Annotated in this window: 15 protein-coding genes; 10 read left to right on the top strand and 5 right to left on the bottom strand. The window is 72.8% G+C overall.

Annotation, left to right across the window (positions count from 1 at the left end):
• The first annotated feature begins 51 nt into the window (after positions 1-51).
• From AQI95_RS18520 to AQI95_RS18505, 4 genes are all read left to right on the top strand, one after another.
• Complete coding sequence (locus AQI95_RS18520) at positions 52-1395, top strand: MbnB/TglH/ChrH family RiPP precursor modification enzyme (protein ID WP_067124352.1); 1344 nt, start codon at positions 52-54, stop codon at positions 1393-1395.
• Between the two features lie 209 nt (positions 1396-1604).
• Complete coding sequence (locus AQI95_RS18515; protein ID WP_067124350.1) at positions 1605-2372, top strand: DUF4142 domain-containing protein; 768 nt, start codon at positions 1605-1607, stop codon at positions 2370-2372.
• 148 nt (positions 2373-2520) lie between these two features.
• Positions 2521-3306, top strand: coding sequence for a TIGR04222 domain-containing membrane protein (locus AQI95_RS18510; protein ID WP_067124348.1), 786 nt, complete (start codon positions 2521-2523; stop codon positions 3304-3306).
• A gap of 158 nt (positions 3307-3464) precedes the next feature.
• Complete coding sequence (locus AQI95_RS18505) at positions 3465-5123, top strand: alpha/beta hydrolase (protein WP_067124346.1); 1659 nt, start codon at positions 3465-3467, stop codon at positions 5121-5123.
• Between the two features lie 6 nt (positions 5124-5129).
• Here AQI95_RS18505 and hemQ read toward each other — a convergent pair whose 3' ends face one another.
• Together hemQ and hemG are read right to left on the bottom strand one after the other, a co-directional pair.
• Positions 5130-5861 carry a hydrogen peroxide-dependent heme synthase gene (gene hemQ, locus AQI95_RS18500; RefSeq protein ID WP_067124344.1) on the bottom strand — a complete coding sequence of 244 codons (732 nt, stop codon included), beginning with the start codon at positions 5859-5861 and terminating at the stop codon, positions 5130-5132.
• Positions 5862-5866: 5 nt separating this feature from the next.
• Positions 5867-7321: a protoporphyrinogen oxidase gene (gene hemG, locus AQI95_RS18495; protein WP_067124342.1), complete on the bottom strand. Its 1455-nt coding sequence runs from the start codon at positions 7319-7321 to the stop codon at positions 5867-5869.
• Positions 7322-7420: 99 nt separating this feature from the next.
• Here hemG and AQI95_RS18490 point away from each other — a divergent pair, with 99 nt between their 5' ends.
• On the top strand, positions 7421-8812 hold the full coding sequence (locus tag AQI95_RS18490; protein WP_067124340.1) for an FAD-dependent oxidoreductase: 1392 nt from the start codon (positions 7421-7423) through the stop codon (positions 8810-8812).
• Here AQI95_RS18490 and AQI95_RS18485 read toward each other — a convergent pair.
• Together AQI95_RS18485 and hemE are read right to left on the bottom strand one after the other, a co-directional pair.
• Positions 8809-9072, bottom strand: coding sequence for a hypothetical protein (locus AQI95_RS18485; RefSeq protein WP_067124338.1), 264 nt, complete (start codon positions 9070-9072; stop codon positions 8809-8811). The two genes, AQI95_RS18490 and AQI95_RS18485, sit on opposite strands and share 4 nt — an antisense overlap.
• Before the next feature lie 182 nt (positions 9073-9254).
• On the bottom strand, positions 9255-10313 hold the full coding sequence (hemE, locus tag AQI95_RS18480) for a uroporphyrinogen decarboxylase (protein ID WP_067124336.1): 1059 nt from the start codon (positions 10311-10313) through the stop codon (positions 9255-9257).
• 144 nt (positions 10314-10457) lie between these two features.
• On the opposite strand from hemE, the gene AQI95_RS18475 reads away from it, so the two are divergent.
• From AQI95_RS18475 to AQI95_RS18455, 5 genes are all read left to right on the top strand, one after another.
• Positions 10458-11135: a DUF3000 domain-containing protein gene (locus AQI95_RS18475; protein WP_079071323.1), complete on the top strand. Its 678-nt coding sequence runs from the start codon at positions 10458-10460 to the stop codon at positions 11133-11135.
• 282 nt (positions 11136-11417) lie between these two features.
• The gene (locus AQI95_RS18470) at positions 11418-12074 is read left to right on the top strand and encodes a response regulator transcription factor (protein ID WP_067124331.1); all 657 of its coding nucleotides are present in this window, start codon (positions 11418-11420) and stop codon (positions 12072-12074) included.
• A gap of 134 nt (positions 12075-12208) precedes the next feature.
• The gene (locus AQI95_RS18465; protein ID WP_067124329.1) at positions 12209-13498 is read left to right on the top strand and encodes a ribonuclease D; all 1290 of its coding nucleotides are present in this window, start codon (positions 12209-12211) and stop codon (positions 13496-13498) included.
• 183 nt (positions 13499-13681) lie between these two features.
• Entirely contained in the window at positions 13682-14902 is a 1221-nt protein-coding gene (locus AQI95_RS18460; protein ID WP_067124327.1) for a thiolase family protein, read from the top strand.
• A complete protein-coding gene (locus AQI95_RS18455) occupies positions 14899-17028 on the top strand; it encodes a 3-hydroxyacyl-CoA dehydrogenase NAD-binding domain-containing protein (protein ID WP_067124325.1) in 2130 nt (709 codons plus the stop codon). Before AQI95_RS18460 ends, AQI95_RS18455 begins: the two co-directional genes overlap by 4 nt.
• A gap of 53 nt (positions 17029-17081) precedes the next feature.
• Here the strand turns inward: AQI95_RS18455 and AQI95_RS18450 are convergent, their stop codons facing one another.
• Positions 17082-18098 carry a PLL family lectin gene (locus AQI95_RS18450; protein ID WP_067124323.1) on the bottom strand — a complete coding sequence of 339 codons (1017 nt, stop codon included), beginning with the start codon at positions 18096-18098 and terminating at the stop codon, positions 17082-17084.
• Positions 18099-18123: the final 25 nt, after the last annotated feature.

Raw genomic sequence — 18123 nt, 5'->3', positions numbered from 1 at the left:
CGGGGGCGACCGCCGGGGCCATACCCCCGTCATTCGACGGGAGGGGGAACCATGCGCCGACTGGGCACGGGGATCGGCTGGCGGCCGGAGATCGCGGACGCCGTGGAGCGCATGCCGGGCATCGACTGCGTGGAGGTGGTGGCGGAGAACGTCTGCCCCGGCCACCTTCCGGAGTCGCTGCAGCGGCTGGGCGAGCGCGGGGTGACCGTGATCCCGCACGGTGTCTCCCTCGGCCTGGGCGGCGCCGACCGCCCCGACGAGGGCCGGCTGACGGCACTCGCCGAGCGCGCGCTGGCCCTCGGTTCCCCTCTGGTCACCGAGCACATCGCGTTCGTCCGCGCGGGCGGCCCGCTCACCGCCTCGCCGCGCCTGGAGGCCGGGCATCTGCTGCCGGTGCCGCGCACCAGGGACGCCCTGGACGTGCTCTGCGAGAACGTGCGCATCGCGCAGGACGCCCTTCCCGTGCCACTGGCCCTGGAGAACATCGCCGCGCTGTTCGCGTGGCCGGACGAGGAGCTGACCGAGGGGCAGTTCCTGGCCGAGCTGGTCGAGCGCACCGGCGTACGGCTGCTGATCGACGTGGCCAACCTGCACACCAACCACGTCAACCGGGGCGAGGACCCGGGTGCGGCGCTGGCCGCGCTGCCCGTGGAGGCGATCGCCTACGTCCACGTCGCGGGCGGTTTCGAGCGCGACGGCGTCTGGCACGACAGCCATGCGCACCCCGTGCCCCGCCCGGTGCTGGACATCCTGACCGACCTCGCCTCCCGCACCACCCCGCCCGGCGTCCTGCTGGAGCGCGACGAGAACTTTCCCGAACCGGCCGAGCTGGAGCGGGAGTTGAGGACGATCGGGGAGGCGGTCCGGGCAGGCCGCGAGCGTGCCGCCGGGGGCACGCGAGCCGGCACGGGGGCGGTCGCCGAGCCGCCGGCGGGTGACCCGGTGGGTGGAGGCGTCGCCGTGCTCGTGCGGCCGGTGGTCCGGGCGCGGGAGCGCCTGGGGGTCGCCCAGGCCGCGGTGCTGTCCTCGCTGGTGGCCGGGACCCCGGTGCCGGAGGGCTTCGACCGGGTGCGCATGGGGGTGCAGGCGCGGGCGCTCACGGCGAAGCGGGCGGATGTGGTGGCGAAGGTCGCACCCGAGCTGCCGGTGATCCTCGGCGAGGGGTACCGGCCGGCATTCCTCGACTACGCGCGGGAGCGGCCGATGAACGGAGGCTACCGGCGAGACGCCCTGGACTTCGCCGCACACCTGCTGCGTGCCGACCGCCCGAAGGACACGGACGCCCGGCACGCGCTACGGCAGTGGTGGCTGGACCGGGCGGGCCCGTCCCCGAGGCCGTCCCGCGGGCGGATGGCACAGACGGCGCGCAGGGTCCTGCTGCGGCACCGGGGCTGAGCGGGAACGAGGGCGCCACGCACCACCAGGCCGACGCGCCGTAGCCGGTCGGCGCCACCGCGTAGCACCACCACAGGCCGTCATCGACACACCGCAACCCCGCACAAACTCTGCGTACCGACCAGAACCCCCGTAGCGAACCCGCAGTAATATGCCGCCCGCACCCACCACCCCTGCACACTCGCGTGCGGTGCGCTACAGGAGGCGCCATGCGACCCCGACCCCCGATCAAGGGCCGAGGCATATTCAGCGGCACAGGCCTCGTCATCGCGGCCCTCGCGGCGACGGCGGCGGCGCTGCTCTACCCGCTCTGGTCCTACGCCGACCGTCAGAACGCGGCCGACCCGACCGTGCTGAGCGCACAGGCCGTGACGACCCCCTACGGCCCCCTGTCCGCACAGGACCGGGACTTCATCACCCAGGTCCGGCTGGCGGGACTCTGGGAGCTGCCCGCCGGCGAGCTGGCGGAGCGCAAGGGGACCGCGGCGGCCGTGCGCTCGGCGGGCCAGCACCTGGTCGACGGGCACACGTCGCTGGACGCCCATGTCCGCACCGTCGCCACCCAGCTCGGCGTACCGCTGCCCAACGAGGCGAACGCGCAGCAGAAGCAGTGGCTCGACACCCTGGGGGCGACGCAGGGCGAGGACTTCGACCGCCGGTTCGCCGGCACCGTGCGCCTCGCGCAGGGCCGGGTGTACACGCTGACCGCGCAGGTCCGGGCGGACACCCAGAACTCCCTGGTCCGCGATCTGGCCGACGACGCGAACGCGACCGTCCTGGACCACATCAAGGTCGTGGAGTCGACGGGGTACGTCGACTTCGCCGCGCTCGCGAAGGATCTGGCCGCCTCCCCCACCCCCGTGGCGACCCCGCGCGCGGTCGCTCCGAGCGCCGCCGTGCCCGTCACGCCCTCATCGGGCGACTCGTACGCGATGCCGCCCGCCACCGCCAGCCCGCCGCCGACGAGCAGCCCCTGACCCCGGCCGGGCCTCACCCTGCTCCGCCCGGCCGGGTCCGACCCGGCCTGACCTGGACAGGAAACGGAACGTCACATACCGCTAACACTGTGTCCGGATAGTGAACAGGGCATGGCGTTCACCCAGGCCTCTGGCATAGAAACACGTCATGTTCTGGGTCCTACTCCTGCTCCTGGCCTGGGCTTTCGCCGGTACGGCGTGCGCCCGACTATGCCTGTCGGCCGTCCGCGCGGCCGCCCTGGACACGGATGCCACCACGGTGGCCCCGGTGCCCGAACACGAGCTGACGCTGTACGAGGCGGCGTTCCTCTCCGGCGGTCCCGCCCGGGTCGCCGATGTGACCTTGGTCTCCATGGCCCGCCAGCGGCGCCTGCTGCTCGCACACACCGGCTGGGCCACGGTCGTGGACCCGCGCGGGCGCGACGAGATCGAGCAGTCCGTCATAGGAGCCATAGGTCCGGAAGGGCAGTCCCGGATCGCGCCGGTGCGGGCGCGGGCGGCCGGCGCGGAGGCCGTACGGCGGCTCGCCGACCGGCTGGAGCACGCCGGTCTCGCCGTCCCCGACGGCGCCGGTGCGACCGTGGGGGCCGCCGTCCGCCAAGTGCGCGCCGCCGCACTGGCCGTGGCGGCCCTGGGCCTGACCGCGCTGCTGCTGCCCGCCCAGACCGGGACACCGCGGCTGCTGATCGGCCTGTGGTTCGCCCTGCCCCTCACGCTGTCCCTGAGCTGCCTTGCCATCGCCCGGTTCGAGGTGCATCCGTACGCGCGCTGGGCCTCTCCCGCCGGGCAGCGGCTGCTGCGGGCGCTCGCCCGCAGGCCGACCGGCGACGAGCGGTCGTTCCTCACCTCGGTCGCGGTACGCGGGATCCGCGCGATCGGCGAGCCCCAGCTGCGCGCCGCCTTCACCCACCGCGACCAGCCCTGGCGGGAGTGAGGGTGGCTTCCGGACGCGTCCTCGGGGGCGCATAGGGGGCATTGACGCCGACACCGGCCGGGCGGTGCTTGCCTTCGCCCACGACCGAACGAAATATCCCTTTTGTTGTCGCCGGGCGTGGCAGCCGTGCCATCGCCGCCGCACCGAAGGGATACGCGATGAGAGCTGCCGCCCTGTATTCGGCCGCCGGGACCCTGCTTCTGACCACCCTGGCCGCGTCCCCGGCGGGCGGCACGCCCGTCACCGGTGGGGCACCCGGCGTCCCCGGCACGGCCGAGCTGCGCGGCACCGAGGTGGCCGTGGCCCGGGCCCGGGCGGACGGCATCGACTTCGGCGCGTGTTCGCCCGCCGACCTGCCGAAGGCGCCGAGCGCCGTGCGATGCGGCACGGTGACCGTCCCGCTCGACTACGCCCGCCCGAACGGCAAGCAGATCAGGCTGACCGTCAGCCGGGCCCCGGCGAGCCAGAAGGACCCGCGCAACAGCAAGCGGAAGGTCCCGCGGCAGGGCGCCCTCGTCTACAACCCGGGCGGTCCCGGCGCGTCGAGCATGTTCTTCCCGCTGGTCGGCGCGGTCCCCGAATGGCAGCGGCTCGCCGCCGCCTACGACCTGATCGGCTACGCCCCACGCGGGGTGGGCCGTTCGGCGCCGCTGTCCTGCCAGGACCCCAAGCGCTTCGTCGTGGCGCCCACCGCGTCGCCGGCGCATCCGTCGGCGTCGTACAAGCGGCAGCGCGTCGCCCAGGCCAGGGCGTACGCGCGCGGCTGTGCCCGGCACGCCGGCAAGAAGCTGCGCTTCTACACCTCGCTGAACAACGCCCGGGACCTGGACGTCCTGCGGGCCGCGCTGGGCGAGGACCGGCTGACGTTCATGGGGGCGTCGTACGGCACCTACTTCGGCGCGCTGTACGCGGCGATGTTCCCCACGCACGTACGGCGCATGGTGCTGGACGCGGCGGTCGACCCGGACCCGGAGAAGATCTGGTACCGCAACAACCTCGAGCAGTCGGCCGCGTTCGAGGAGCGCTGGACGGACTTCCGGGACTGGATCGCCCGCCACGACGACGTCTACCGGCTCGGTGACACCGCCGAGAAGGTGCAGCGCGGCTACGACACCGCGCGGGGGCGGCTCGCCGGCAAGGCGGCCGGCGGGAAGGTCGGTCCCGGCCAGCTGCAGAGCGCGCTCCTGAAGGCCGCCTACTCCGACTCCTTCTGGCCGAGCCGGGCCGCGGCCCTCTCGGCGTATCTGCACGGCGACCCGAAGCCGCTGGTGCAGCTGGCCGCGCCGAGCCCGAAGGCGGCCGCGGACGCGGAGAACCTCAACGCGGTCTACACCGCCGTGGAGTGCAACGACGCGCCCTGGCCGACGGATTGGAAGGTGTGGGACCGGGACAACACCCGGCTCGCCCGGGTGGCGCCCTTCGAGACCTGGGACAACGCCTGGATGAACCTGCCCTGCGCCTTCTGGCCGGCCCCCCGCCAGCAGCCGCTGGACGTGCGGACCGGGCCGGGTGAGCTGCCGCCGGTGCTGATCCTGGCGGCGGAGCGGGACGCGGCGGCGCCGTACCCGGGGGCGCTGGAGATGAACCGGCGGCTGGCCGGCTCGGTGCTGGTGACCGAACGGGACGCGGGCACGCACGGCATCGGGGGCGGCGCCAACAAGTGCGTCAACGAGCACCTCGACGCCTACCTGCTGGAGGGCCGGGTTCCCGGGCGGCGCGCGTCGTGCGCGCCGCACGAGGAACCTGCCGTCTCCGCCGGGTCGGCCGCCAAGAAGCCGCGGGGAGCGTCCCCGCGCGGCGTGACCGGCCGGCACTAGGCCCTGTCAGGCCAGGCCCGCCACCAGGTCCGCGACGCTCTTGCGGCGGCCCGTGTAGAACGGGACCTCCTCGCGGACGTGCCTGCGGGCCTCGGAGCCGCGCAGATGGCGCATGAGGTCGACGATGCGGTACAGCTCGTCGGCCTCGAAGGCCAGGAGCCATTCGTAGTCGCCGAGGGAGAAGGAGGCGACCGTGTTGGCGCGCACGTCCGGGTAGCCGCGGGCCATCCTGCCGTGGTCGGCGAGCATGCGGCGGCGGTCCTCGTCGGGCAGCAGGTACCAGTCGTAGGAGCGCACGAAGGGGTAGACGCTGACGTAGTTGCGCGGCGTCTCGTCGGCGAGGAACGCCGGGATGTGCGAGCGGTTGAACTCGGCGGGGCGGTGCAGCGCCATGTTCGACCACACGGGCGTCATCGCGCGGCCCAGCTTGGTGCGACGGAAGAGGTTGTACGCCTCCTGGAGCTGGTCGCTGGTCTCGGCGTGCCACCAGATCATGAGGTCGGCGTCGGCGCGCAGACCGGAGACGTCGTAAGTGCCGCGGATCGTCACGTCCTTGGCGGCGAGCTGGTCGAACAGCTCCTGGACCTCGTCGGCGTAACCCGCGCGGTCCTGCGGCAGCACGTCCTTCAGCTTGAAGACCGACCACAGGGTGTAGCGGATGACCTCGTTGAGGTCCTTGGCCAGCTTGCCCTTGTTCGGGATCTTGCCGGACTCGGTGGTAGGGGCGTCGTCACTCATGGTCCCTATTCTCCCGCTCCGCCGTGGAGGCTCTGCACCGGGTTGGCCGCAAGCTCCCGGACTGCGCTCAGGTCGCCGTCCAGCTGGTCCACCGCCGCGTACGCGCCGGCGATGCAGGCCGGGATGCCGACGCCGTCGTACTGCGCGCCGCACACGGCGAGCCCCGGCAGCTTGGCGACGTGCTCGCGGATGCGGGCCACGCGCGCGTGATGCCCGACCGGGTACTGGGGCAGGCCGTCGGTCCAGCGGGTGACCCGGGTCTCGACGGGCACGGCGTCCAGGCCGGTGGCTTCCCGCAGGTCGTGCCGGGAGACCTCGACCAGGGCGGCGTCGTCCCGCTGGAGGATCTCCGTCTCGCCGTGGCGGCCCACGGAGGTGCGCAGCACGACCATGTCCGGGTCCTCCTCGGCGATCCAGCCCCACTTGCGGGAGGCGAACGTGGACGCCTTGATGGTGCGGCCGTCGACCGGCGGGACGAGGAAGCCGCTGCCCTCGGGGAGCTTCAGGCCGGAGCGGCGGTAGGCGAGGGTGACCAGGGCCATCGACGCGTACTCGACGGCGGCCAGCTCGGCGGCGGCCTGCGGGGACTCGGCCCGCAGCAGCCGCGCGGCGGCCGGGGCGGGTACGGCGACGATCACGGCATCGGCCCGCAGCACCCGCTCCCCGGCGCTGATCCGCCAGCCGCCGGACGCCTCCCGGCGCAGCCCGGTGACCGGGGTGCCGGTCAGGATCTCGCCGCCGCGCGATCGCACCGACTCCGCGACCGCGAGCGGCAACGTGCCCACGCCGCCCTCGATGCCCATGAAGACGGGGCCGGTCTGCTGCTGCGCCGCGGCCTTGGCCTGGATCTCGCGGACGCCCTCCGTGAGGGACGCGTGGGCGCGGGCGGCCTGGAAGAGCTGCGGGACGGCCGAGCGCATCGAGATGCGGTACGCGTCGCCCGCGTACACCCCGCCGAGCAGCGGTTCGACCAGGCGGTCGACGACCTCTCGGCCGAGCCGGGCCGCCACGTACTCCCCCACGGCGACGTCGTCGCCGACCTCCGTGCGGGGCAGGTCGGCGTCGCGCCCGATGCGGGCGAGGCCCTCGTCGGACAGCACGCCGCGCAGCGCGGCGGCGGTACCGGGCACGCCCATCACATGGCCCTTGGGCATGGGGCGCAGGGCCCCGCGGGTCCAGATCGAGGCGGTCGCGGTGGCCGGTGGCTGCAGCCGCTCTGCGAGCCCCACCTCGCGCGCGAGGGTGATCGCCTCGGGACGGCGGGCGAGCATCGACTCGGCGCCCAGATCGACCCGCACGCCCGCGATCTCCCCGGGCAGCAGCTTGCCGCCGACCCGGTCCGCCGCCTCCAGCACGGTCACGCGCGTGCCGTGTCCGAGCAGCCGGTGGGCGGCGGCCAGCCCGGCGACACCGGCTCCGATGACGACGACGTGCCCTGTACGCGTACCCGTTGCGCTCATGCCCCCCACTCTCTCAGACCCCGCCGACACTCCCGCCAGAGCCCGAAGTCCTCTGCGGCAGCGGGGCGCAGGCGGCGGCACGCCCCGTAACGTGGCCCCATGAGCATGCGCGAGGGGCAGGACGGGACGGAACGGCTGGTCGTGATCGGCGGCGACGCCGCGGGCATGTCCGCGGCGTCGCAGGCGCGCCGGCTGAAGGGGCCCGGCGAACTGGAGATCGTGGCCTTCGAACGCGGTCGTTTCACGTCCTTCTCGGCGTGTGGCATCCCGTACTGGGTGGGCGGCGACGTCGCCGAACGGGACGCCCTGATCGCCCGCACCCCCGAGGAGCACCGCGCGCGGGGGATCGATCTGCGGCTGGGCACCGAGGTGACCGCGATCGACGTGCCCGGGCGGCGGGTACGCGCGCGTGACGTCGATTCCGGCACCGAGTCCTGGACGCCGTACGACAAGCTCGTCATCGCGACCGGCGCGCGCCCGGTCCGCCCCGACCTGCCCGGCGTGGACGCGCCGGGCGTGCACGGCGTGCAGACCCTGGGCGACGGGCAGGCCCTGCTTCAGACGCTGGCACGCGCGCATGGTCGGCGGGCGGTGGTCGTGGGCGCCGGTTACATCGGCGTGGAGATGGCCGAGGCGCTGATCAACCGCGGCTTCGAGGTGACCGTCGTCAACCGCGGCAAGGAGCCCATGTCGACGCTCGACGCGGACATGGGCCGCCTGGTGCACCGGGCCATGGAGGGCCTCGGCATCACCATGGTGAACGACGCCGAGGTCACCAAGATCCTCACCGGCGAGGACGGCCGAGCCCGAGCGGTCGCCACGCAGGACGCCGAGTACCCGGCGGACGTGGTGGTCCTCGGCATCGGCGTCCGCCCGGACACCGCGCTCGCCCGGGCCGCGGGCCTGCCCCTCGGCGCCCACGGCGGCCTGCTCACCGACCTCGCAATGCGGGTGCGCGGCCACGAGGACATCTGGGCGGGCGGCGACTGCGTGGAGGTGCTGAACCTGGTCTCGGGCCAGGAGCAGTACGTCCCCCTCGGCACCCATGCCAACAAGCACGGCCAGGTCATCGGCAGCAACGTCGGCGGTGGTTACGCCACTTTCCCCGGTGTGGTCGGCACGGCGGTCAGCAAGGTCTGCGACCTGGAGATCGCCCGCACCGGCCTGCGGGAGAAGGACGCGGGCCGGGTGGGGTTGCGGTACGAGACCGTCACCATCGAGTCCACCAGCCGCGCCGGCTACTACCCCGGCGCCTCCCCGATGACGGTGAAGATGCTCGCCGAGCGCCGCACGGGCCGGCTGCTCGGCGTCCAGATCGTCGGCAGGGAGGGCGCGGCGAAGCGGGTCGACATCGCGGCGGTGGCGCTGACCGCGCAGATGACGGTGGAGCAGATGACGGCCCTGGACCTGGGCTACGCCCCGCCCTTCTCACCGGTGTGGGACCCGGTCCTGGTGGCGGCCCGGAAGGCGGCCGCGAAGGTCCGGCCCTAGGCCGTACCGCTGATGCGCGGCAGGGCGGAGACGGCTGCCTGCGGCTGCTCGCCCGCGGGTTTCGCGTGGGTGGCGGCGGGCCGGGTGGAGCGGAGGCGGTAGCTCACGGCCTCGTCCAGGGTCACGGGCCGCTGCATCTGCGCGGCCAGCCGCCCGGCCTCCTGACCGAGCCGCGCGACATCCTCCCAGGGGATCCGTACCACCAGCGCCAGTTCGGCCTCGCCGTCGGGCATCGCCTGAACCTGCGGAGCGTTCGTCATCGCCTGTCCTCACGTCGGTTGAGAACAGATACGCGCACCCGGGCCCGGGCGTTCACCGATGCGCCCGCTCCGGCGCGGGCGGGGCGGATCGGGGTGGGGCGAGGACCGGGCGGGGCGGATCGGGGTGGGGCGAGGACCGGGCGGGCCGCATCCGCGGGTGCGGCCCCGTCACACCTGGTGAGTCAGCGCGCGGTCGCGGTGTGGACGTACTCAGCGAGGTGGGTCAGCGCGTCCGGGTCGGTGTTCGGCATGACGCCGTGGCCGAGGTTGAAGACGTGGCCCTCCAGGCCCGCGGCCGCGTCCAGCACCTCGCGGGCCTTGCGCTCGACGGTGTCCTTGTCGGTGAACAGGACCGTCGGGTCGAAGTTGCCCTGCAGCGCCTTGCCGGGGCCGACGCGGCGGGCGGCCTCGTCCAGCGGGATGCGCCAGTCGACGCCGACGACGTCCGCGCCGGCCTCGCCCATGAGCTTCAGCAGCTCGCCGGTGCCGACACCGAAGTGGATGCGCGGGACGCCGTAGCCGGCGACGGCGTCGAAGACCTTCGCGGAGGCGGGCATGACCGAGCGCAGGTAGTCCGCCGGGGCCAGGGCGCCGACCCAGGAGTCGAAGAGCTGGACCGCGCTCGCGCCGGCCTCGATCTGCACCTTCAGGAACGCGGCCGTGATGTCGGCCAGGCGGTCCAGCAGGTCGGCCCACAGCTCGGGGTCGCCGTACATCATCGCCTTGGCGTTCTCGTACGTGCGCGAGGGACCGCCCTCGACCAGGTAGCTCGCGAGGGTGAAAGGCGCGCCCGCGAAACCGATCAGCGGGGTGGAGCCCAGCTCCCGGGTCAGCAGTCCGATCGCCTCGGTGACGTAGGAGACGTCCTCGGGCGTGAGGTCGCGCAGCCGGGCCAGGTCGGCGCGGGAGCGGATGGGCTCCTCGACGACCGGGCCGACGCCGGGCTTGATGTCGAGGCCGAGGCCGATGGCCTTCAGCGGGACGACGATGTCGCTGTAGTAGATCGCCGCGTCCACGTTGTGCCGGCGGACCGGCTGCAGGGTGATCTCGGTGACCAGCTCGGGCCGCATGCAGGACTCGAGCATGGGGATGCCCTCGCGCACCTTGCGGTACTCGGGCAGCGAGCGGCCCGCCTGCCGCATGAACCACACGGGGGTGTGCGGCACGGGTTCGCGCCTGCACGCCTTGAGGAAGGCGCTGTTGTACGTCGCTGTCGGCTGCGTGCTGTAATCGGCGGTCACGAGGAAAGTTTCGCATGCCGCCGGAACGGGACTCGCGCGGCGTGGGGGGTTGCCGCCGGGGTGGGGGGCGCTCGCCCGTGGCCGGGTACGTCGTCGTGGTGTCTTGCCCTGCACGAAGGCTCCGTTCCCCTTACTCTTCCCCGCATGGCTGCGGCTCAGGGACGAAGGTCGGACAGTGCTGACGGATCGGATGACGTGAAGGACACCGAGGAGACGGACCGGCGCTCCAGTACCCAAAATCCACCGGCATTCCGGGCCGCGGTCGACGCCCTGCGCAGCACACGGCTGCGGCCGCAGGTCGAGGTGGAGCCCACCCCCGCCCCGCAGCGGCTCGCCCCGTACGCGTACGCGCTGGAGGCCGTCGTGGTCGACGGCGATCAGGAGCTGGCCGACGGCCGGCTGGTGCTGCTGCACGACCCGGCGGGCCATGACGCCTGGCAGGGAACGTTCCGGCTGGTGACGCTGGTACGCGCGGAGCTGGAGCCGGAGATGGCGGCCGATCCGCTGCTGCCCGAGGTGTGCTGGTCGTGGCTGACCGGGGCGCTGCAGGCGCGCGGGCTCGGCTACGGCGAGCCGAGCGGCACGATCACGCGGGCGGGTTCGCACTACTTCGGCGGGCTCGCCGAGCGCCCGCCCGCCTCGCAGATCGAGATCCGGGCGTCCTGGACGCCCCGTGAGGGCCTCGGCGGGGTGCCGGACACGGGGTCCCATCTGGCCTCCTGGTGCGATCTGCTGGCACAGGTCGCGGGGCTGCCGCCGGCCGGTCCGGGCGACGCCTCGGTGGTGACGCTGCCGCAGCGCAGGGGCCCGCAGCCGCGGTGAGCGGACCGCCCTGTCCGGGCGGTGTCCCCCGCATGGGCGCCTTATTGACCATCCCTTTGTCGATACGGCCACTTTCCGACCTGGAATCGCTTCCGCTCGGACCGACTCGATCTTCGGATGATCGATCGCGTGTCCGAATTGCGCAGATTGTTACTCACTAGATCGTGATCATTCTCTAAAGGCGGACGAGTTTGCTGCCGAAGACGACTGTGACCTTGAAAGCACGGTTCGTCCCGGCTTCCTCCCCACAAGCCGGCCCCGTCCCCCCACCCAGGAGGCCTGGTGTCCGTTCTCCTCGAGCAGCCCGCAAGCCTGGTCGCCTACCGCCCGAACAAGCCGACCGCCATGGTGGTCGTGGCCGACCCGCGCGTCCGCTCCACCGTCACCCGCCATCTGTGGGCGCTCGGCGTGCGCGATGTCATCGAGGCCTCGTCCGTCGCGGAGGCTCGTCCCCGCATCGGCAACCCGCGTGACATCTGTGTCGCCGACGTCCACCTGCCCGACGGCTCCGGCCTGACCCTGCTGTCCGAGACCCGCGCCGCGGGCTGGCCCAACGGGCTGGCGCTGTCCGCCGCCGACGACATCGGCGCGGTGCGCAACGCCCTGGCCGGCGGGGTCAAGGGCTACGTCGTCACCGGCACCCGCACCAACATCGGACTTCCCACCCGGCCCGGCGCCGCCCCCCTCGGCGCCACCCGGATGCACCGTCGCCCCCCGGGTGCCCCGAGCCACCCGGGCGGCTACCGCGAACTGTCCGGACGCGAGGTCGAGGTGCTGCGGCTGGTCGCGGAGGGCCAGTCCAACAAGGCGATCGGCGTCTCCATGGGCCTGTCCGCCCTGACCGTCAAGAGCCACCTCGCCCGGATCGCCCGCAAGCTGGGCACGGGCGACCGGGCCGGCATGGTGGCCGTCGCCCTGCGCACCGGAATCATCCACTGAGCCGTTCGGAGCAGCGGCCGGCTCACCCACGTGAACCGAAGCTTTCACCGGCCTGACTGGTTTACGACCCTCCCGCGCCCGTCGACGGAACGTTCCGTCGACGGGCGCCGTCCACACACGGATACCCTTGACAGGTGACCGACGCCCAAGACACCGCAGCAGACAGCTCCCTGCGCACCACCGGAGGCACCCCTCCGGACGACGCCGGATCTTCTGTGACGGGGGCGCCGACGCCGCTGCTCGAACCCCGCGAGGGCATTCCGCCCGTGATCGCCGACGAGGCCGCCCTCGCCGAGGTGATCGCCGCCTTCGCCGCGGGCTCCGGCCCGGTCGCCGTCGACGCCGAGCGCGCCTCCGGTTACCGCTACGGCCAGCGCGCGTATCTGGTGCAGCTGCGCCGCCAGGGCGCCGGCAGCGCGCTGATCGACCCCGTGGCCTGCCCCGATCTGTCCGCGCTCGGCGAGGCGCTGTCCGGCGTCGAGTGGGTGCTGCACGCCGCCACCCAGGACCTGCCCTGCCTGCGCGAGATAGGCATGATCCCGACCCGGCTCTTCGACACCGAGCTGGCCGGGCGGCTCGCCGGGTTCCCCCGCGTCGGTCTCGGCGCCATGGTCGAGAACGTGCTCGGCTTCGTCCTCGAGAAGGGCCACTCCGCCGTCGACTGGTCGACCAGGCCACTGCCCGAGCCGTGGCTGCGCTATGCCGCGCTCGACGTGGAACTCCTCGTCGATCTGCGCGACTCCCTGGAGAAGGAGCTGGACCGGCAGGGCAAGCTGGAGTGGGCCCTGCAGGAGTTCGACGCGATCGCGACCGCGCCGCCCGCCGAGCCGAGGAAGGATCCCTGGCGCCGCACGTCCGGGATGCACAAGGTGCGCAGACGCCGACAGCTCGGTGTCGTACGGGAGCTGTGGGAGACCCGGGACCGCATCGCCCAGCGGCGGGACGTCTCGCCGGGCAAGGTGCTCAGTGACGCCGCCATCGTCGAGGCGGCGCTCTCGGTTCCGGCCAACGTCCACGCGCTCGCGGCGCTGAACGGCTTCGGGCACCGGATGGGGCGGCGCCAGCTGGAGCAGTGGCAGGCCGCGGTGGATCGCGCGAAGGCGCTCACCGAGTCGCAGCTGCCGCAGCCGGGGCAGCCGGTCACCGGACCGCCGCCGCCACGGGCGTGGGCCGACAAGGATCCCGCCGCCGCGGCGCGCCTGTCCGCCGCCCGGGCCGGGGTGACCGCTCTCGCCGAGCAGCTCACCATGCCTCAGGAGAACCTGGTCGCCCCGGACACGGTGCGGCGCATCTGCTGGGAGCCGCCGAAGGCCGTCGACGCCGTGTCCGTGGGCACCGCGCTGGCGGGGTACGGCGCGCGCGGGTGGCAGGTGGAACTGGTGACGCCGGTACTGGTCGAGGCACTGTCGGCCACGAGCGGCTAGCCGCCACAGGGCTTGATCGCGTGCGGCGGCCAGCCGTCGAGATCAAGCCATACCGCTCTTCAGTACGGGACCACGGGTGTGACCTTCACCGCTCCAGCCGAGGGGACTGGGCAGCTACATTACTCGCAAGTAGCATGGGCTTAAGCAAGCGCTCAGCGTCCCGCACCCTGGAGGAGAGCCATCGTGCCTCGTACCGTCAGGGACGTCGTCTTCGTCGACGGCGTCCGCACCCCGTTCGGCAAGGCGGGCCCGAAGGGCATCTACCACGAGACCCGCGCCGACGACCTCGTCGTGAAGGCGATCCGGGAGCTGCTGCGCCGCAACCCCGGGCTGGACCCGAAGAAGATCGACGAGGTCGCCATCGCCGCGACCACGCAGATCGGCGACCAGGGTCTGACCCTCGGCCGCACGGCCGGCATCCTCGCCGGTCTGCCGCAGTCCGTGCCCGGCTACTCCATCGACCGCATGTGCGCCGGCGCCCTGACCGCCGTGACGACCACCGCCGGTTCGATCGCCTTCGGTGCCTACGACGCCGTCATCGCCGGTGGTGTGGAGCACATGGGCCGCCATCCGATGGGCGAGGGCGTGGACCCCAACCCGCGGTTCGTCAGCGAGAAGCTGGTCGACGAGTCCGCCCTGTTCATGGGCATGACGGCGGAGAACCTGCACGACCGCTACCCGCACATCACCAAGCTGCGTGCCGACGAGTACGCGGTGCGCTCGCAGGAGAAGGCCGCCAAGGCGTACGCCGACGGCAAGATCCAGCAGGACCTGGTCCCGATCTCGGTGCGCCGCACCAGCCCGGAAGCCGGTGAGACCGGCTGGGGTCTGGTCACCGCCGACGAGCCGATGCGCCCGGGTACGACCCTGGAGAACCTGTCCGGCCTCAAGACGCCGTTCCGTGTCCACGGACGGGTCACCGCCGGCAACGCGGCCGGTCTGAACGACGGCGCCACCGCCTCGATCATCGCGAGCGAGGACTTCGCCCGCGAGAACGGCCTGCCGGTCAAGATGCGCCTGGTCTCCTACGCCTTCGCGGGCGTCGAGCCCGAGGTCATGGGCTACGGTCCGATCCCGGCCACCGAGAAGGCCCTCGCCAAGGCGGGCCTCGGCATCGGCGACATCGGTCTCTTCGAGATCAACGAGGCCTTCGCCGTACAGGTGCTGGCCCTCCTCGACCACTACGGCATCGCGGACGACGACGCGCGCGTCAACCAGTACGGCGGCGCGATCGCCTTCGGCCACCCGCTGGCCTCCTCCGGCGTCCGGCTGATGACTCAGCTGGCCCGCCAGTTCGAGGAGCAGCCCGAGGTCCGCTACGGCCTGACCACCATGTGCGTCGGCTTCGGCATGGGCGCGACGGTCATCTGGGAGAACCCGCACTTCGACGGAGGCGACAAGTGAGCACCACCGCTGAACTCCTGAAGGGCGCGGCCGAGCTGTTCCCTGACGAGGTTGTGACCGAGGCGCACGTGCGCCACTTCGACCTGCCGTTCGGCGCCGGGCGCTTCGCCCTGATCACGCTGGACAACGGCCTGGACCACACCAAGCCGACCACCTTCGGCCCGGCCTCGCTGGCGAACCTGAACACCGCCGTCGACCAGGTCGAGAAGGAGGCGGCCGAGGGCACCATCGTCGGTGCCGGTGTCACCGGCAAGCCGTTCATCTTCGCGGTCGGCGCCGACCTCAAGGGCGTCGAGCTGCTGACGAGGCACGAGGACGCGCTGGCCATCGGCAAGGGCGGCCACGAGGTCTTCAAGCGGCTCGCGGGCCTGGCCGTACCGACCTTCGCGTACTACAACGGCGCGGCGATGGGCGGCGGCGTCGAGGTCGGTCTGCACTGCACCTACCGCACGGTGTCGAAGGCCATCCCGGCGTTCTCCCTGCCCGAGGTCTTCCTGGGCCTCGTCCCGGGCTGGGGCGGCTGCGCGCTGCTGCCGAACCTGATCGGCGCCGACAAGGCCGTCTCGGTCATCATCGAGAACAGCCTCAACCAGAACAAGCAGCTCAAGGGCCAGCAGGTCTTCGACCTCGGCATCGCGGACGCGATCTTCGAGGGCGCCGACTTCCTGGAGCAGTCCCTGATCTGGACCGCGCAGGTCCTCAAGGGTGACATCGCGGTCGAGCGTCCCACGATCGACCGCGGCGAGGCCTGGGACCAGGCCGTCGCCAAGGGCCGGTTCATCGCGGACGGCAAGGTGCACGGCGCCGCCCCGGCCGCCTACCGCGCCCTCGACATCATCGCCGCCGCCAAGAACGGCGACCTGCAGCAGGGTTTCGACGCCGAGGACCAGGCCCTCGCCGACCTCATCATGGGTGGCGAACTGCGCTCCGGCATCTACGCGTTCAACCTGGTGCAGAAGCGCGGCAAGCGCCCCGCGGGCGCCCCGGACAAGAACCTGGCCCGCCCGGTCACCAAGGTCGGCGTCGTCGGCGCCGGCCTGATGGCCAGCCAGCTCGCGCTGCTCTTCCTGCGCCGTCTGGAGGTGCCGGTCGTGCTGACCGACATCGACCAGGCGCGCGTCGACAAGGGTGTGGGCTACGTCCACGCCGAGATCGACAAGCTGCTCGGCAAGGGCCGGATCAACCAGGACAAGGCCAACCGCCTCAAGGCTCTGGTGACCGGTGTCCTGGACAAGGCCGAGGGCTTCTCGGACGCGGACTTCGTCATCGAGGCCGTCTTCGAGGAGATCGGTGTCAAGCAGCAGGTGTTCGCGGAGGTCGAGGCGGTCGCCCCGGCGCACGCCATCCTCGCGACCAACACCTCCTCGCTGTCCGTCTCGGAGATGGCGTCGAAGCTGAAGCACCCCGAGCGGGTCGTCGGCTTCCACTTCTTCAACCCGGTGGCGATCCTGCCGCTGCTGGAGATCGTCCGCGGTGAGCAGACCGACGACGCCTCCCTCGCCACGGCCTTCGCCGTCGCCAAGAAGCTGAAGAAGACCGCGGTCCTGGTCAAGGACGCTCCGGCGTTCGTCGTGAACCGCATCCTGACCCGCTTCATGGGCGAGATCCAGAACGTGATCGACGAGGGCACCCCGGTCGAGGTCGCCGAGAAGGCGGTGGAGCCCCTGGGCCTGCCGATGTCTCCCCTCGTCCTGCTGGAGCTGGTCGGCCCCGCGATCGGTCTGCATGTCTCGGAGACCCTCAACCGGGCCTTCCCGGACCGCTTCACGGTCTCCCCGAACCTCGCGGCCGTCGTCAAGGCGGGCAAGCGCGGCTTCTACGTCTACGACAGCGGCAAGCCGGAGCTGGACCCGGAGGTCGCCGCGCTGCTGCAGCAGGGCGACTCCGTCCTGACCGAGGAGCAGGTGCGGGCGCGGGTGCTGGACGCGGTGGCGCAGGAGATCGGGCTCATGCTCGAGGAGGGCGTCGTCGCCGAGGCCCAGGACATCGACCTGTGCCTGATCACGGGCGCCGGCTGGCCCTTCCACCTGGGCGGCATCACGCCGTACCTGGACCGCGAGGGCGTCTCGGAGCGCGTGAACGGCAAGAAGTTCCTGGCCCCGGGCGTGGCGTCGGTCCCGGCGTAACACCGTTGACCGTGTGAAGGGCCCCCGCCGCGGCGGGGGCCCTTTGCGCGTCCTCAGACGTGCTGCCACGCCTGCAGCGCCAGCCCCGGCTCGTCCTTCCGCCGGGCCAGCAGGAGTTGGCCGGTCGACGGGGACAGCGTGGCCGCCACCACCCGGTCGTCCGCGTCCGTCGTCAGTGACACCCGTGCATCCACCGGCAGTCGCGGGCCGGACTCGGTCCACCAGGCGCCCGCCGACTCGTCTTCGGTCGGGTGGGCGGCGAAGGCGACCCGGCCGCTCGCCGAGCGCTGGGCGAGCAGGGTGCAGTCATGGCCCTCGAGATCGCAGCGGACCGCGGAGATGGGGCCGGATCCAGCCGAGGCCAGCACGGTGACGGGCCCCTCGCCGGGGCGCCAGGCGCACAGGTCGCCGCCGGTGTCGGTGTAATAGAGGGTCGTGCGGCCGGCCGAGGTGGCGAGGGCGTACAGGGTGCCCGTGCGCACCGGGGTCCGGACGGACTCCTGGAGGACCGGCGGGGCGCCCGCCTCCTCCTGGCGCCAGTGCGCGATCCCGTCGGGGACGGCCGCGTACAGCTCGACCAGGCCGGACTCCCCCGTGACCGCCGCGAGGCCGTCCCGCACCTCACGGCCCTTCAGGTCCCGCCAGGGTTCCCAGCCGCCCTTCTCCTTCTGCGCGAGCAGCCGCACCCCGCCCTTTCCGTCGGGCACGAAGACATGGGCGCGGCCCCGTGCGTCGACGGCCACCGCGGGTGTGCCGGTGCGGTCGCCCTTCTTCAGCGGGTGGCCGAGCGGGTTCCAGTCCAGGGCGGCGAGGCGCGGGCGGAAGTGGGTGGAGTGCACCAGCCCCGACTCGCCCTTGACGGTGGGCCGCCAGGAGACCAGGTGGGCGTAGCCGTCGGCGCCCTGGCCGATCGCGAGGACGGGGTGCAGTCTCTGGTCGCCGCCCACCGTGCGCGGGGTGGTCCAGGGGCCACCGGGCTCGCGCTCCGCCCGGCACCGGACGGTGTCGCCCGACAGCTGGTAGGCAGCGAGCCGGCCGTCCCGGCCGCGCAGGAGCCAGTCGCCGTTCACCGGTTCACGCCGAGCGGTGGCCGTG

The organism is Streptomyces yokosukanensis, from assembly GCF_001514035.1.
GTDB classification, from domain to species: Bacteria; Actinomycetota; Actinomycetes; order Streptomycetales; family Streptomycetaceae; genus Streptomyces; species Streptomyces yokosukanensis.
The sequence above is the reverse complement of the archived record's forward strand: the minus strand, read 5'-3'. Positions and strand labels throughout refer to the sequence as shown.

Coding starts and splice junctions, on each gene's coding strand:
- AQI95_RS18520 (WP_067124352.1), top strand. CDS start 52: ATGCGCCGACTGGGCACGGGGATCGGCTGGCGGCCGGAGATCGCGGAC.
- AQI95_RS18515 (WP_067124350.1), top strand. CDS start 1,605: ATGCGACCCCGACCCCCGATCAAGGGCCGAGGCATATTCAGCGGCACA.
- AQI95_RS18510 (WP_067124348.1), top strand. CDS start 2,521: ATGTTCTGGGTCCTACTCCTGCTCCTGGCCTGGGCTTTCGCCGGTACG.
- AQI95_RS18505 (WP_067124346.1), top strand. CDS start 3,465: ATGAGAGCTGCCGCCCTGTATTCGGCCGCCGGGACCCTGCTTCTGACC.
- hemQ (WP_067124344.1), bottom strand. CDS start 5,861: ATGAGTGACGACGCCCCTACCACCGAGTCCGGCAAGATCCCGAACAAG.
- hemG (WP_067124342.1), bottom strand. CDS start 7,321: ATGAGCGCAACGGGTACGCGTACAGGGCACGTCGTCGTCATCGGAGCC.
- AQI95_RS18490 (WP_067124340.1), top strand. CDS start 7,421: ATGAGCATGCGCGAGGGGCAGGACGGGACGGAACGGCTGGTCGTGATC.
- AQI95_RS18485 (WP_067124338.1), bottom strand. CDS start 9,072: ATGACGAACGCTCCGCAGGTTCAGGCGATGCCCGACGGCGAGGCCGAA.
- AQI95_RS18475 (WP_079071323.1), top strand. CDS start 10,458: ATGGCTGCGGCTCAGGGACGAAGGTCGGACAGTGCTGACGGATCGGAT.